Origin of the sequence: Nonomuraea jiangxiensis (genome assembly GCF_900099965.1) — a bacterium.
GTDB classification, from domain to species: Bacteria; Actinomycetota; Actinomycetes; order Streptosporangiales; family Streptosporangiaceae; genus Nonomuraea; species Nonomuraea jiangxiensis.
Map to the genome: position 1 here is coordinate 80,826 of NZ_FNDJ01000019.1, position 13,682 is coordinate 94,507.

The 13,682-nt window shown below is 71.0% G+C and carries 13 protein-coding genes; 4 read left to right on the forward strand and 9 right to left on the reverse strand.

The window, feature by feature from the left end:
• Nucleotides 1-208: 208 nt before the first annotated feature.
• Both BLS95_RS35395 and BLS95_RS35400 read left to right on the forward strand, forming a co-directional pair.
• Nucleotides 209-1,849, forward strand: a complete 1,641-nt coding sequence (locus BLS95_RS35395; protein ID WP_143043990.1) for a hypothetical protein — start codon at nucleotides 209-211, stop codon at nucleotides 1,847-1,849.
• A 5-nt stretch (nucleotides 1,850-1,854) separates the two neighbouring features.
• Nucleotides 1,855-2,916: a serine/threonine protein kinase gene (locus tag BLS95_RS35400; RefSeq protein ID WP_176993557.1), complete on the forward strand. Its 1,062-nt coding sequence runs from the start codon at nucleotides 1,855-1,857 to the stop codon at nucleotides 2,914-2,916.
• On the opposite strand, the gene BLS95_RS35405 is transcribed toward BLS95_RS35400, so the two are convergent.
• Entirely contained in the window at nucleotides 2,895-3,935 is a 1,041-nt protein-coding gene (locus BLS95_RS35405; RefSeq protein ID WP_090941734.1) for a helix-turn-helix transcriptional regulator, read from the reverse strand. The two genes, BLS95_RS35400 and BLS95_RS35405, sit on opposite strands and share 22 nt — an antisense overlap.
• 61 nt (nucleotides 3,936-3,996) lie before the next feature.
• Here BLS95_RS35405 and BLS95_RS35410 point away from each other — a divergent pair, with 61 nt between their 5' ends.
• Both BLS95_RS35410 and BLS95_RS35415 read left to right on the forward strand, forming a co-directional pair.
• On the forward strand, nucleotides 3,997-4,581 hold the full coding sequence (locus BLS95_RS35410) for a DinB family protein (RefSeq protein WP_090941736.1): 585 nt from the start codon (nucleotides 3,997-3,999) through the stop codon (nucleotides 4,579-4,581).
• Between the two features lies 1 nt (nucleotide 4,582).
• Nucleotides 4,583-5,020, forward strand: coding sequence for a VOC family protein (locus BLS95_RS35415; protein WP_090941738.1), 438 nt, complete (start codon nucleotides 4,583-4,585; stop codon nucleotides 5,018-5,020).
• A gap of 145 nt (nucleotides 5,021-5,165) precedes the next feature.
• On the opposite strand, the gene BLS95_RS35420 is transcribed toward BLS95_RS35415, so the two are convergent.
• The 8 genes from BLS95_RS35420 to BLS95_RS35455 all read right to left on the reverse strand — a co-directional run bounded on the left by BLS95_RS35420 (nucleotide 5,166) and on the right by BLS95_RS35455 (nucleotide 13,536).
• Complete coding sequence (locus BLS95_RS35420) at nucleotides 5,166-5,963, reverse strand: Fpg/Nei family DNA glycosylase (protein WP_090942018.1); 798 nt, start codon at nucleotides 5,961-5,963, stop codon at nucleotides 5,166-5,168.
• An 85-nt stretch (nucleotides 5,964-6,048) separates the two neighbouring features.
• The gene (locus BLS95_RS35425; RefSeq protein ID WP_090941740.1) at nucleotides 6,049-6,654 is read right to left on the reverse strand and encodes a response regulator transcription factor; all 606 of its coding nucleotides are present in this window, start codon (nucleotides 6,652-6,654) and stop codon (nucleotides 6,049-6,051) included.
• On the reverse strand, nucleotides 6,651-7,733 hold the full coding sequence (locus tag BLS95_RS59220; protein WP_090941742.1) for a sensor histidine kinase: 1,083 nt from the start codon (nucleotides 7,731-7,733) through the stop codon (nucleotides 6,651-6,653). Before BLS95_RS59220 ends, BLS95_RS35425 begins: the two co-directional genes overlap by 4 nt.
• 18 nt (nucleotides 7,734-7,751) lie before the next feature.
• Complete coding sequence (locus BLS95_RS35435) at nucleotides 7,752-8,465, reverse strand: ABC transporter permease (RefSeq protein WP_090941744.1); 714 nt, start codon at nucleotides 8,463-8,465, stop codon at nucleotides 7,752-7,754.
• Nucleotides 8,462-9,349, reverse strand: coding sequence for an ABC transporter ATP-binding protein (locus BLS95_RS35440; RefSeq protein ID WP_090941745.1), 888 nt, complete (start codon nucleotides 9,347-9,349; stop codon nucleotides 8,462-8,464). The genes BLS95_RS35435 and BLS95_RS35440 overlap by 4 nt, the downstream gene beginning before the upstream one ends.
• Before the next feature lie 105 nt (nucleotides 9,350-9,454).
• Nucleotides 9,455-10,435 (reverse strand): WxL protein peptidoglycan domain-containing protein, encoded by a 981-nt coding sequence (locus tag BLS95_RS35445; protein ID WP_090941747.1) that lies wholly within the window; start codon nucleotides 10,433-10,435, stop codon nucleotides 9,455-9,457.
• Between the two features lie 131 nt (nucleotides 10,436-10,566).
• Nucleotides 10,567-12,165 (reverse strand): purple acid phosphatase family protein, encoded by a 1,599-nt coding sequence (locus BLS95_RS35450; protein ID WP_090941749.1) that lies wholly within the window; start codon nucleotides 12,163-12,165, stop codon nucleotides 10,567-10,569.
• A gap of 162 nt (nucleotides 12,166-12,327) precedes the next feature.
• On the reverse strand, nucleotides 12,328-13,536 hold the full coding sequence (locus BLS95_RS35455) for a HupE/UreJ family protein (RefSeq protein ID WP_090941752.1): 1,209 nt from the start codon (nucleotides 13,534-13,536) through the stop codon (nucleotides 12,328-12,330).
• Nucleotides 13,537-13,682 lie beyond the last annotated feature (146 nt).

Sequence of the window (13,682 nt, forward strand, 5' to 3'; positions counted from 1 at the left end):
CCCCGCGGGAACGTTCATCCCGCGGGGCCGCCTCCGCCCGCCGAAATGGCGGCTCACCCGCCGGCGATAACAAAGAGTCACTCGCGTGCCGATGTGATCGGGCGGTTGATCGCCCGGAGAATTGCGCGGGGGGGAGGCTTGCATGTCCGAAGGCGAATTAAGCGGCCCCACGTGGCTGACGAGAGTGGAACTGAGCAGTGAGCTCGCGGTGGTGAAGCGTGATCTCTCCAAAGAGCTGACGCACACGTACCAGGAGGTGTCCCAGCAGATCACCGACCTCAAGGACGACGTGTCCAGGCTGGGTGCCGAGTTCAGGGCCGGGGCACGGCTGACCGATCTGAGATACGAGCGCGACCGGCTGGAGTCCAGGATGAGGCGGACCTTCGGCCCGCGCCAGACCGTACGCCGGATCGCGGTCGGCCTGGTGGGCGAGCTGACCGCCGCCTCGATACGCGCCCAGGTGATCGACGAGGACACGTTGCACCGCTTCGCCAGTGAGCAGGCGATCGTCAATACGGACTACTGGCTTGCCAGCGCCCTCCGAGCGGTGGCCGCCGAATACACCGGCGCCGACCGCCTGCGGGACCGCGCGCTGAGCCTGGCCCAGGCGTACGCGGAAATGCAGGGTCAGGATCCCGCGAAGACCGACCTGTTCATGGCTCTCGTCTGTTCGCAACTGGCCGGCAGCGGGAGCGACAAGGCCGCCGACTACTGGAGCAGGGCGGCCACGCACATGAACCTGTATCTCGACAAGGTCGATTCGTTCGCGCTGGACAGGGGGTTCTTCAGCGTTCTCGACGCGCTGGCGGAACAGGAGCTCGGTGACGAGGCGCGCTCGTACGCCAGTGAGGCGCTGGCGCGCTGGGTTCGCGATCGGGAGCCGACCTCCGCCATCAACCAGCAGCAGTTGCACATCTCCCGCGACTACTTGTTACGGCACGCGCTCCCTTTCCCGGGATCGGACTACGCCACCCTGCAGGAGATGTCGCACGAGCACTGGGACAACGTGCGCGAGGGCTGGCGGTGTGCCAGCGCCTGCCAGGGGGCCGCCATGTACCTGTCGGAGCGCTTCCGCCGGCCGCTGGAGGCCAGGCCGAACGGCAGGTCACACGCGCGGCGGGCCCTGCGTACGCTCATCGAGACCCTCGAACCCGACGAGCTGGAGCTACAGCGCGAGATCTACGCCCTGGAACAGGCCATCAGCCGGAAGGACGGGAAGGTCACCGGAAGCGAGGACCCCTACGCCGAGACGGTCGATTTCGCGACGCTGCTCACGCTGGCGGCGTTCAATCCGGCGGAGTCGGGGATCGGCCCGCAGGCCCAGCAGTTCGCGCTGGCGTGCGCCCGCAACTGGATCCTCATGGCGGGCCGTGAGGTGACCGCCGAGGCGTTGCGCATCCGTCCCATCCAGCATCCGCTCCGCCTGGGCAACTGGAACAACACCCTGGAGATCGAGAATCCCCGGTCAGGCGGGCGGGAGCTGGTCGCCCAGGATCGCTGCGAGCACGTGGCGCGCATGAACCCGGTCCAGCGGCGCTATCGCCTGGGACTTGCCGCGATCACCGCCTTCGTCGCGGTCCTGGCCCTGGTCCTGGTCGGCGACGTACGTCTCGTGCTCGGCGTCCTCGCCCTGGGAGCCGTCCTGGCGGTCATCGAGCACTTCAACGCCAAGAACCTCATGATCGTCCGCGAGCAGCGGGTCACCGCCGCGCAGGAGATCGCCAGGAAACAGATCGACGACTGCGACCGGCAGGGCAGGTCGCTGCTGCGGAAATGGACCTTGACCGCGAACGCCGGCATCGAGGCCCTGGACAAGGCCCTCACGGACCTGTCGATGGAACGGAGGTGAGGCAGGTGCCCTCGACGGCATGGGTGCTCGACAACCGGTACGAGCTGATACGCCCCGTGACCGGAGGCGGCCAGGCGGCGCTGTGGGAGGGCCGGGACCGCAGAACGAACCAGCGCGTGGCCGCGAAGATGTTCTACCCGGAGCAGGATCGGTACGTCGAGCGCGAACGCGAGCTGTTCTCCGCCCTGCGCGATCACCACCCGAACGTCGTCAGCCTGCTCGGCACGGGGACCCACAACGGCGGCGTCTATCACGTCATGAGCTGGATCGAAGGCGCCAGCCTGGCGCAGGTGCTGGAGCGGAACGCCAAGCCGTACCTCGTCCAGGCGCTCGGCTGGGCCCAGCAGATCGCCTCGGCGCTGGCCTGGATCCATCGTCACGACATCATCCATCGCGATGTCAAACCCGGCAATCTGATGATCACCACCACGCAGCCCCAGCGGGTGGTGCTGATCGACTTCAGCATCTCCCGTTTCACGCACGGGACCGTGACGCTGGGTCCGCCGGGGACGCCCAATTACGCGGCGCCGGAGATCTGGACCAGCCGGCGTGGCGACCACCGCATCGATCTCTATTCGCTCGGCTGCGTCCTCTACGAGATGCTCACCGGTGACCCGCCGTTCCGTGGCTCGGAGGAGACGGCCCGGCACCACCATCTCCGGGTGATCCCCCCGGCCCCGCGGAAATGCGTCTCCAGCATTCCGCAGCGTCTGGACGATCTCACGATGAACCTGCTGGCCAAGCACCCCGCGGACCGCCCGGCGAACGCGGACGTCGTGGTCACCGAGCTCACCTCGATCATCGAGGAGATCGCGCGCAGGGTGGACGTTCCCGACGCCCAGCAGCTGACCGAGGATCTGGGCGCCGACGCCCCCGGATCGCTGGAGGACAGGCTGCGCCGGGCGGAGCTGATCGCCGCGACCGGGGACGTGCCGGGAGGCGCCCGGGAGTGCGAGAGCGTCATCAAGGAGTGCGTCCGGCAGTTGGGCCCGGCCCATGAGCTGACGATGAAGGCCCGCGCGACCAGGTTCACCATCATCGCCCGCTACTCCGGCCAGGACCGCTGACCGAATCCCCGGCTGCCTCCCGTCCCCGAGGCGTCGCCGGCGGTGGAGTGACCGGGCGACCCGCCGGCTCCGGCCATCGCCACGAGGCGGCGGGCGACCCGGGCCGCGGCCTCGCGCAGCTCCGCGGGCTCCAGCACCTCCACCTCGAAGCGCAGCCGGGCCACGTGCACGGCGAGCCACTCCAGGTCCTGCCCGCCGGCGATCAGCACGCACCAACCGTCGCGGTCGTCCTCGACGCGCCCCACCTGGGGCGGCACCAGCTCCCGCACCTGGTCGGGCCGGGCGCGCACGCGCACGCGGGCGAGATACCGGTAAGGCGCCGCGGTCACGGACCGCTGCACGTAGGCGACCGGGTCCGGATGCTCCCTCGCCCGGAACCGCCAGGTCGTCGCCGCCACCTCGCGCATCCGGTCCAGCCGGAACGTACGCCAGTCGTCGCGGTCGACGTCCCAGGCCATCAGATACCAGCGGCGGTTGGTGGCGACCATCCGCACCGGCTCGACCGTGCGCTCGCGCTCCGCGTCGTCGCGGCCGGCGTATCGGAAGCGCACCCTCACGGAGTCGCGGCAGGCCCGCGCGAGCGTCACCAGCACCTCCGCGTCGACCTCGGCCCCGGGGCCGAGCAGGGTGTCGGTGGCGCCGTGCACCGCCCGCACCTCGGCACGCAGCCGGGGCGGCATCACCTGGTCGAGCTTGGTGAGCGCCCGCAGGGCCGCCTCGCCCGCCCCGGCGACCGTGCCGCCCGACGCCAGCCGCAGGGACACCGCCGTCGCGATCGCCTCCTCGTCGTCGAGGAGCAGCGGCGGCAGCCGGGTGCCGGCGCCGAGCCGGTAGCCGCCGCCGACGCCCGCCGTCGCGTGCACGGGGTAGCCGAGCGCGCGCAGCCGCTCCACGTCGCGGCGCACCGAGCGGTCGGTGACGCGCAGCTCGGCGGCCAGCTCGGCGGCGGTCCAGGACGGCCGGCGCTGCAAAAGCGCCAGCAGCCGCAGCACCCGCTCGGTCGTCGCTTCGACGGTCACGCGCTCATCGTTCCACAGATCACGGACCGATCCTGTCCGCTATTCGCGGAAGGCTGGCGCCATGACAGACCAGACCTGGAACCCCCTGCTCCGAAAGCAGATCGACGAGCACTGGACCATGCAGCTACGTGACCGCCTCGACGGGCTCACCGACGACGAATACTTCTGGGAGCCGGCGCCGGAAAGCTGGAACGTACGGAAACGAGGCACCGGCACCGCACCGGCGCAGGCCGGAACCGGCGCGATGACCATCGATTTCGCGATCCCGACACCCGAGCCGGCGCCGTTCACGACGATCGCCTGGCGGCTCGGGCACGTGATCGTCGGCGTGCTCGCGATGCGCAACGCCGCCCACTTCGGCCGCCCGCCCACCGACTACCGGTCGTTCGAGTACGCCACGACCGCGAGCGCGGCGCTGGCCCAGCTCGACACCGAGTACGCCGCGTGGCTGGCCGGGGTCGAGTCCCTCGGTGAGACCGGCCTCGCCCGGCCGTGCGGGGAGGCCGAGGGACCCTACGCCGACTACCCCATGGCGGCGCTGGTGCTGCACATCAACCGCGAGCTGATCCACCACCTGAGCGAGGTGTGCCTGCTGCGCGACCTCTACCTGCACACCGCCCGGCTGGCCCGGCGGGAGGCGAGCTGAGATGGCGCGTGACATCCAGGTCACCTTCGACTGCGCCGACCCGGCCCGGTTGGCCGGGTTCTGGGCCGAGGCCCTCGACTACCGGTTGCAGGATCCGCCCGACGGCTTCGAGTCGTGGGGGCAGGCCCTGGAGGCGATGGGCGTGCCGCGCGAGCGGCACAACGACGCCGCGGCGGTGGTCGATCCCAAGGGCGCCGGGCCGCGGCTGTTCTTCCAGCGGGTGCCGGAGGGCAAGCAGGCCAAGAACCGGGTGCACCTCGACGTGCGGGCCGCTCCCGGGCTGATGGGCGAGGCCCGGATGGCGGCCCTGGAGGCGGAGGCCGAGCGCCTCGTCGCCCGCGGCGCCACCCGGCTCCACCGCCACGAGCCCGCTCTCCCGCTCGACGCCGGTCACATCGTGATGGCCGACCCCGAGGGCAACGAGTTCTGCCTGGACTGACCACCGGCTCGCGCGGGCGAGATCGGGACGCCGGCGTGCCGCCTGAGGCCGTGGGGCTGGAGCGGCGGGCCGGCCTCCGGGTCCCCTGCCGCCGGTCGGTCCGGCTGTGCCGCCTGGTCGCCGAATGAAGGAAAGGACGAGGCGGTCATCCAGGCTGGCAGCCGGGACACCAGAACAGATTGCGTGCGGCCAGCACGGCGGTCCGGATCTCGGTACCGCAGACGTGGCACGGCAGCCCGGCGCGCCGGTAGACGTAGACCTCGCCGCCGTGGTCGTCGACGCGCGGCGGCCGGCCCATGGCCTCGGGAGTGTGCTCGGGCCTGACGGTGTCGATGCGGTTGGCACGCACGCCGTCGGCCATCAGGCCGACCAGGTCGGCCCAGATCGCCTCCCACTCGGCCTGCGAGACGCTTTGTCCTGATTTTTCGGGACTTATTCCGTGCCGGAACAGCACCTCGGCCCGGTACACGTTCCCCAACCCCGCGATCACCTTCTGGTCCATGAGCAGCGCGGCGATCGGCTGGCGGCTGCGCCGGATCCGCTGGAAGGCGAGGCCGGGGTCGGCGTCGGCGCGCAGCGGGTCGGGGCCCAGCCGGGCCAGGATGGACTCGGGGTCCTCGATCAGCTCGCAGGCCGCCGGACCCCGCAGGTCGGCGATCCGCGCGCGGTGGCTGATCCGCAACCGCACCGTCTCGTCGTTCGGCGTCCTGGCGAAGTCGAGCCTGCCGAACAGCCCCAGGTGCACGTGCACCGTCCGCGTCCCGGGCCCGAAACGCAGGAACAGATGCTTGCCGTACGCGTCGGCGGCGGCGAGCACCGACCGGTCGAGCAGCGCGGCGCCGTCGCTGAACTTGCCCTGCGGGCTGCTGACCCGCACTCCCCGGCCCGCGAACCGCTCCCGAAACTCGGCCGCCAGCCGGTGGATCGTGTGCCCTTCAGGCAAGGCCTCTCCCAACGCCGCTTTCCTCTCCCACCGGTTATACCGGCCGCGGGGAGCGGCGGGGGCGGCGAGCGATCACCCCGGCCGGTCACAACCAGCCGGCGTCCTCCGCGATCCGGATGGCGTCGATCTTGTTGCGGGCGCCCGTCTTCGCGATGGCCCCCGTCAGGTAGTTGCGCACCGTGCCCGACGACAGATGCAGGCGGGCGGCGATCTCCTCGGCCGACGCGCCCCTCGCGGCCTCCTTGAGCACGGTGGACTCCCGGCCGGTCAGGGGGCTCTCGCCGTATTCCATCGCCGCGGACACCAGCTCGGCGTCCAGGACGCGCAGCCCGGCCGCGGTACGCCTGATCGCGTCCGCCAGCCGGTCACCGGGGGCGTCCTTGACGAGGAACGCCTCGATGCCCGCCGCCAGCGCCCGGCGTACGTGCCCCGGCTGCCCCATGGCGGTGAGCACCAGCACACGGCAGGACGGGAGGCGCTCGCGGAGCGAGGCGGCGGCGGTGATGCCGTCGAGGACCGGCAGGTCGATGTCCACGACCGCCACGTCGGGCCGGATCTCCATGGCCCTGGGCACGATCTCGTCGCCGCGGATCACCTCCGCGACCACCTCGATGTCGGACTCCAGCCGCAGCAGAGCGGTGAGGGCGGCCCGGATCATGTGCATGTCCTCCGCCAGCAGGACCCTGATCACGCCGCGACCTCCATGGTCAGCAGGAAGCCACTGGTGCCGGTCGGGGCGGCGGTGCACGAGCCGCCCGCCTGGGCCGCCCGCTCGGCCAGGCCCGTGAGACCGCCGCCCGCCGGACCCGAGCTCGCGGGAGCGCCGTCGTTGGCCACCTCCAGCCGGAGCGATTCGCCGTTCAGCGACGTGGTGATCGTGCACGTGGTGGCCCTGCTGTGGCGCAGGACGTTGGTGATCCCCTCGCGTACCGCCCAGGCCAGCGCCTCCTCGGCCGGCCCCGGCAAGTCCACCTCGGCCAGGTGGGTCCGCACGTCCACCCCCGACGACTCCAGCAGGGCCACCGCCCTGTGCACCTCCCCCGTCAGCGACATCGCGCGGTAACCCCTGGCCACCTGCCGGACGTCCTGCGCCGCCTCCCTGGCGACCCGTACCAGCTCGGCCACCTCGTTCCGCGCCGAGCCTGGGTCCCGCTCCATCAGGCGGGTGGCCAGATCCCCCTTCAGGGCGATCGCGGTGAGGCTGCGCCCGAGTCCGTCGTGCAGGTCGCGGGAGATCCGCAGCCGTTCCTTGAGCACCGCGGCCTCCGCCAGCTCGGCCCTGGCCTGCTCCAGGTCCGCCGCCATGCGGACGAACCTGACCAGCGCGTACGTCATCGCGCCCGTCGTCGGCACGGTGACGACGTAGAGGAAGACGACGATCAGCGGGAACTGGAAGGACAACAGGGCGGCGCCCTCGTACAGCATCATCAGCCCCACCAGCGCGCCGCCCCAGGGCAGCGGGAGGAGCACCAGCAGCGTGCCGGCCAGCAGCGGGGCGGTCACCCCCGACATGCCGTCGGGCAGCAGGTCGGGCAGGTAGGTGGCGGCCACCTGGAGCACGACCGTGAGGGGGAAGAGGGCAGGACGCCCGCCGCGTAGGGCCGCCCGGATGTGCAGGTAGTGCAGGGACACCACGACGACCAGGGCGATGCCGGCCACCGCGCCCAGCAGGGGGCTCTGCAGGAAGTACAGCAGCGCGCCCACCGAGTAGGCGAGGGAGACAGCCGTGATGAGGCCGCTCGCGAGCCGCCTGGCGGAGGAGGAGACCACAGCCACGATTATGACCGGCTACGATCGGCGCGGTTCCCAGCGGAACCACAGCCTGATCGCGACGAGGCCGACGGCCGCCCAGACGGCCAGATCGACGGCGGGCAGGACCAGGTCTCCGGTCCTGACGGCGGTCACGACGGCCGTGGTCGGCAGCAGGTCCAGGGCGGACTGGAGCCACGAGGGCAGCGGGATGGGACCCATCGCGCCCGTGGAGACCAGCGACACCAGGAAGACCGGCATCGTGTACGCGGCCGCCAGCTCCGCGCGCGGGATCGCGGCCGTGTAGGCGGCGCCGAGCAGGCTCAGCACCACCGAACCCGCGATCACGGCGACGGCGAAGGCCAGGAGGTTCGCCGGCAGCGGGACGTCGGCCAGCAACCGGACCGCCAGCGCGCACGCCACGATCAGGATGACGGTCTGCGTGGCGGTGCCGGCGATCTGGCCGAGCAGGATCTGCCCGTCCGTGAGCCGGCTCGCCCGCAGCCGCTTGAGCACGAGCTGGTCGCGCCGGTTGGTCAGGGCCACGGCGACGTTCATGAACGCGGTGATCGACAACAGCATCGCGATCATGCCCTGGGAGACCGTGACGGCGGTGGCGGTGCCGACGACGTGCCGCATCAGCACCGGCAACCCCACGGCCAGCCCGATCGGCGTGATGACCGAGGCGAACAGCATGGCTCGGTCCCGCCAGAACAGGCGCGTGCCGAGACGGTAGGTGGCGGCCAGGCTCATCGGGCACTCTCCCGCAGGTCGAGAAAGAGATCTTCGAGGGTGGCCGTGCGGACCTCCAGGCCCGGGAGCCGCAGCCCGCGTTCGGCCGCCCAGCTCAGCAGCGTCTGCGCGGCCAGGTCGGGATGTTCGGCGTGGCAGACGGCGTGCTCGCCGTCCACCGTCACCGGCAGCGGCAGGTCTCCCGGGTCCAGTCGCGGGGGCAGCCGGAAGGCCACCCGCCCGCCGCGCGCCGCGAGCGTCTCGGCCATCCCGCCGGCGGCCACGATCTCCCCCTGGTCCATGATGGCCATGGCGCCGGCCAGCTGCTGCGCCTCCTCCAGGTAGTGCGTGGTCAGCAGGATCGTGGTGCCCTGGCGGGCGAGGTCGCGGACGACGGCCCAGGTGTTCCTGCGGGCCTCGGGGTCCATGCCGGTGGTCGGCTCGTCCAGGAACAGCACGTCAGGACGGCCCAGCAGGGCCAGTGCCAGGTCCAGCCGTCGCTTCTCGCCGCCGGAGAGCTGCCGTACCTTGGTGCCCGGCCTGCCCGCCAGCCCGGCCAGTTCGATGGCCTCGTCGCGGGGGCGCGGCGCGGCGGTGAAGTCCCGCCAGGCGTCCACGGTCTGGGCGACCGTCAGATCGGGGAAGAACCCGGCCTCCTGCAACATGATGCCGACGCGCTGCCGGACGGCCGCGCGGTCGGCGACCGGGTCGAGGCCGAGCACCCGTACGGACCCGGCGTCCGCCCGCTGGAAGCCGGCCAGCACCTCCATCGTGGTCGTCTTGCCCGCGCCGTTCCTGCCGAGCAGCGCGAAGACCTCGCCCTCGGACACCTCGAACGAGATGCCCTTCACCGCCTCGAAACCCTGGTAGCTCTTTCTCAGCCCGTTGACCTGGATCGTTGTCATGCCTCTACTGTTTTGCACAGGTTCGCGGGGCGACAGTGAGAAATTCACGACTTCCGTGAGCGCATGATCCCCCGGCCGCCGGATGCGTCGTCGCGTGCGGGCCCTTCAGGCCGTCTGCGCGCGGCGGCGGCGGCGGAGGATCAGGCCCGCGACGACCAGCCCGCAGAGCACGACGACGACGGCCGGCAGGGCCCAGGGCACGATCCAGGCGGAGGTCGTGGTCTCGACGGCGGCGAGCGGGGCGACCGAGTTCGAGGCGTCGGTGATCAGCGGGGTCAGGGTGACCGTGCCCGTCACCCGCACCACGGGCGCCACTCCGCGGACCGGCACGGAGACCTTCCAGTCCTCGCCCGGCAGGAGCTGCGGGGAGTCGTGGATCTGCGCCGCGCGGACCTCCATGCTGCCGAAGGGGCCGGAGAGGGACACGGCCTGGCGGGCGTTGAGGATGGCGTTGCCCGTGTTGCGGATCGTGTACGTGACGGTGGCCTCGCCCTTCCCGAACGGATTGGCCGTGCCCGAGTAGCGCACCCGCAGGTCCCGTACCGACAGGCCGGGCTTGAGCGCTCCGCCCACCCGCAGCCGGATCCGGATGCCGCGACGCTGCTCGGCGCCGGTCCCGCCGGCTTCGCTCGTGACGATGCCGCCCAGGTACTCGCCGGGTGCGACGCCGTCCGGCAGGGCGACCGTGAACGGCACCTCGGCCGACTGCCCCGGCTGGACCGTCACGTCCGGCCGCGCCGGGCGGACCCACGCGCCCACGCCTGTCGACTTCGTGTCCCTGGCGACCAGGTCCAGCCGGCCGCCCTCGGTGGTGAACGCGTCGGCGGCGTACACGGTCAGGTGGAGAGGCGTGGCGCCGTGGTTGACGACCACCAGCCCGTCGTCGAGCCGCCCGCCCGGGTCGAGGGTGTAGCTGTAGTTCTGCCGGTCGGAGCCGTAGTCGTTGGCGGCCGTGCCGACACTCCAGGGGTCGTCCGCCGCCGCGGCGGGTCGGGTCCCCAGGCCGAGGAGGGCGAGCGTGGCCAGCAGCATCACGGCGGTGGCCTGGGTGAGGGTTCCGGCTGCTGTGGTCGTACGCGGGTGCATCTGTCGATCCTCGAAGGGCGGCGGGATGGAACTGGGGCGGGCACCCGGACGGTGCCCGCCCCGTCAGGCGGGCCGGGCCGCGATCGGCTCAGCGAGGTGAGCGTGCGGAGCCCGGCACTGCCTTCGGCCGGCTACTGGAGCCAGTCGGACTGGGCCGCGACCGGCGTGGCCGGCGTGGCGACCTTGTCGTCACGGCCGTTGCCGTTGCCATTGCCGTTCCCGTGACCGTTGCCGTGACCGTCGTCGAACGGGCGGATCACCACCTTGTCCACGGTGGAGCCGACCGGCTGGGCGGGGCTGGCGCCGCTGTCCGGGCCGCACCACTTCTCCTGGCCCAGCTCGACCGCGGCGTTGGGGGCGGCGCAGGTGCCACTGCGGAGGTTCTCGACGACGAGCTTGTCGTCACGCACCTGGACCTTGACGTAGGTACGGACGTGCTCCTGGTTCTCCACCGAGTTCGCCCAGTGACTCTTGGGGTTCAGCGGGTCGGGCCCGTAGTTCGGGTCCTTGGTCGTGTCAGGAGCGGTCAGGTCGTAGTACTTCGAGCCCGACGCGGAGTTGCCCGTGACGTAGATGACGCCGCCGGGGCCCTGCTCCACCTGGGCGGCACCGGGCTGCTCGGCCGGGTTCGCCTTCTTGCCGTTCTTGATCACGTAGCTACGGGTGTAGCTGTGGTCGTGGCCCTGCAGGACCAGGTCGACGCCGAGGTTCGAGAAGGCGGTCGGCAGGTCCTTACGGCGCAGCTGGTTGTCGCCGTCGTTCGCGTGGCTGGCCGGCGAGTAGATCGAGTGGTGGTAGACCAGCACGGTGTACTTGGCCTCGGCGCCGTGCTTCTTGACGACGTCGGTGATGTAGGAGATGTGCGCCGCGTCGGCGTTGTTGACGTCGGCGGTGCTGTAGGCGTTGCTGTTGATGTCGATGAACAGCACGTCGTTGTAGGTGTACCAGTAGTCACCGCCCGACCGGGTCGCCGCGTCGCCGTTGTAGAACGGCGCGGAGCGGTCCGTGTTCGGGGTCCAGAAGTGCTGCTCGTACGCCTTGCCGCCGACGTCGTGGTTGCCGATGGTGGCGCTCCACGGGTACTGGCGCAGCTTGTCGGGCGCGAGGAACGCGTTCCAGTGCGTCTCGTTGTTGGCGCTCTCGACCTGGTCACCGCCCGAGACCAGCAGGGCGGCGCGCGGGTTGGCGGCCAGCGCGACGTTCAGGGTGTCCTGCCAGCCGGCGCCGTCCCTGGCCACGTCGCCGGACGAGCCGATCTGCGGGTCACCGAAGAACAGGAAGTCGAAGTCACCCTTGAAGTCCTGCGTCGCGAAGGCGTAGGTCGAGGACCAGTTGCCCTCGGTGCCGACCCGGTAGGAGTAGGAGGTGTTCTTCTTCAGCCCGTCGATCGTGGCGTGACCGTTGTAGCCGCCGTTGACGGTGTTCGGGGCGACCGTGGCCGGGATGGTGACGACGTGCTTGGAGAACTTGCCCTGGTCGAGCTTCTTGGTCTCCACGACCTGGACGACCTGCGCGGTGCCGGTCGAGGAGTACCAGGAGACGACACGCTGCGACTCGTTGGCGCCGACACCGAGCACGATCCCGGTGGGCGACGAGGCGGCCTCAGCGTGGGCGGCGGCGGCGAGGCCGCCGCTGAGCACCGCGGAGAGGCTCATGACCGCGGCGGTGGCGCCCACAGCCGCCCGGCGCAGGAACTGCCCGGGCTTCTGGGAGCCGTTGTACTGCTTCATTACGTTTTGTCCGTTCAGTACAGGGTGCTGAAAGAGCCTGGCTAAGATTTCGGACATTGGTGACGAAAAGGTGAACTCGGTGCAGGTAGCACATTGCACTTGCCGGAAGACGCGTCCTCGGAGCCCGAGAACCCGCGTGCTCAGAGGCCGAGAACCCGCGTGCTAGAGACCGAGAACCCGCTGCACGAACCACACCAGGCCCATCACGGACACCCCCGCCGCGATCACGCCCGTCGTCCACAGCCCCGCCGCCGGTCGGCGGTGGCGCAGCAGGGCGAGCAGCGGGAAGACGACGATGATGATCGCCAGCTGGACGGCCTCGATGCCCACGTTGAAGACGAGCAGCGACCACAGCAGCGTCCAGGACAGGGGCTGGTCGATGCCCAGGGCCGAGGCGAAGCCGAGTCCGTGCACGAGACCGAAGCAGAAGACCACCGCGAGCCGCGTCCAGCCCGCGCGGTCCAGGCTGAAGTGACCGTGGCCGAGTTGTTCGAGGTCCGTCGCGTGCGAGCGGCGTCGCCACAGCCGCCACAGGTGCCAGCCCGCGACGACCGCGATCGACAGGGCGATGACGGGCTCGACGAAGGACGCGGGCACCTCCACGAGGCCGAGGGCGGCCAGGACGAAGGTCACCGAGTGGGCCAGCGTGAAGGACGTGGCCGCCAGCACGATCTCACGCAGCCGCCGTGACCCCGCGATGAGCGCCAGCAGGAACAGGATGTGGTCAATCCCGGTGAGCAGGTGCTCGGCTCCGAGCCGGAAGAACTCCCAGAACCGCTCGGCGAAGGACTGCTGGGTGGAGAACGAGGGATGCTCGGCGTCGAGGGCGGCGCTTCCCGACGTCAGGTCGAGGTCGTAGGTCACCACGGTCTTGGTGTCGCGCACGTAGGTCTCGGAGTCCGGGAACAGTCCGCTGCGCACCTCGTGCGCCTCGGCGGCCGGGCAGCGGTGGTCGAGCACCAGCGTCGCGTACGGGACGCCGTCGCGCTGCTCGATCGTGAAGTGCCCGTCCTGGACGGGGGTGCACGCCTTGCCCCCGGCGGTGACGGCGAACCGCCTGGTCACGTACGACATCACCGAGGCGGCGTGGGCGTCCAGGGCCGCGGCCTGCTGCGCCGCGTCGTGGGACTCGAACGCCGCGGTGCCCTCCTTGAAGAGCGGATCGTCCTTCTCGGCGTCGGCGGCCGAGACCACGAGCAGGTCGTACTCCAGCCCGAGCCGGGAGAGGACGTGCCCGGAACCGGGCGAGGTGAGATCGACGTACACGGTCGAGGTGAACCCGTGGGCGAGAGCTGGCGCGGCGCTGAGCAGTACGACCACGAACACCGCGGCGACGACGGCACAGGCACGACGCCGGGCGGCGTGAAACATGTGACTCCTTTAGTTGCGTAGGCAATCTGCTTGCCCCGGATGAACGAACGGCGGCACCTACGCGAATCAGCGGCAAACCCCATCTGGCGGAAAAAGCCCACGTCACGAAGGTGTCCGGCCATGCGGTAGGAAATAGGCGCACCCTC

Bases quoted from the DNA above. Each gene is read 5' to 3' on its own strand.
- BLS95_RS35455 (WP_090941752.1), bottom strand. From the start codon at position 13,536: ATGTTTCACGCCGCCCGGCGTCGTGCCTGTGCCGTCGTCGCCGCGGTG.
- BLS95_RS35415 (WP_090941738.1), top strand. From the start codon at position 4,583: ATGGCGCGTGACATCCAGGTCACCTTCGACTGCGCCGACCCGGCCCGG.
- BLS95_RS35445 (WP_090941747.1), bottom strand. From the start codon at position 10,435: ATGCACCCGCGTACGACCACAGCAGCCGGAACCCTCACCCAGGCCACC.
- BLS95_RS35410 (WP_090941736.1), top strand. From the start codon at position 3,997: ATGACAGACCAGACCTGGAACCCCCTGCTCCGAAAGCAGATCGACGAG.
- BLS95_RS35450 (WP_090941749.1), bottom strand. From the start codon at position 12,165: ATGAAGCAGTACAACGGCTCCCAGAAGCCCGGGCAGTTCCTGCGCCGG.
- BLS95_RS35440 (WP_090941745.1), bottom strand. From the start codon at position 9,349: ATGACAACGATCCAGGTCAACGGGCTGAGAAAGAGCTACCAGGGTTTC.
- BLS95_RS35435 (WP_090941744.1), bottom strand. From the start codon at position 8,465: ATGAGCCTGGCCGCCACCTACCGTCTCGGCACGCGCCTGTTCTGGCGG.